We start from the raw sequence: 493 nt of genomic DNA, 5'->3' as shown, positions 1-493 counted from the left end.
GGTGGCGCTGAAATGTCCCTGCTGCATGGCTGGCAGAACAGCGGCGAGACGTTCCAGCAATGGACGAAGAAAGGGACGCTTTCTAACTTCCATGAAGCAAAGCGCGTCGGGCTTAATGGCTTCTCCCGCCTGGCTAACGTGCCGGAAGGTGGGGAATATAAATACATTACCACTTCAGATCGTGGCGCTCCGATTGCGCTGGCCACGTACGGCAATATCTTTTCGATAACCCGTCAGGCCATTATCAATGATGACCTTACCCAGCTTTCAACTATTCCGGTCGCTATGGGCCGTGCAGCGGCGCGAACGGTAGGTAATCTGGTCTATCTCGAACTGGTATCGAACGGGAAATTTACGGATGGCAAGCCACTGTTTGATCAGGCGCACAACAACCTGATTGCTTCTGCGATGGATATGTCAGGGCTGAGTGCCGCGCGTAAGGCTATGCGTCTGCAGACAGATGCCAATGGCGACCCGCTCAATATTACCCCGG

Annotated in this window: 1 protein-coding gene; it reads left to right on the top strand. The window is 54.2% G+C overall.

Features of this window, described 5'->3' with window-relative positions; all coding sequences use genetic code 11:
• Positions 1-12: 12 nt before the first annotated feature.
• The coding region (locus RH45_RS17030; protein ID WP_457853253.1) for a phage major capsid protein at positions 13-493 on the top strand (481 nt) is incomplete at its 3' end.

It is taken from the genome of Vibrio sinaloensis DSM 21326 (genome assembly GCF_000189275.1).
GTDB lineage: Bacteria > Pseudomonadota > Gammaproteobacteria > Enterobacterales > Vibrionaceae > Vibrio > Vibrio sinaloensis.
The sequence above is the reverse complement of the archived record's forward strand: the minus strand, read 5'-3'. Positions and strand labels throughout refer to the sequence as shown.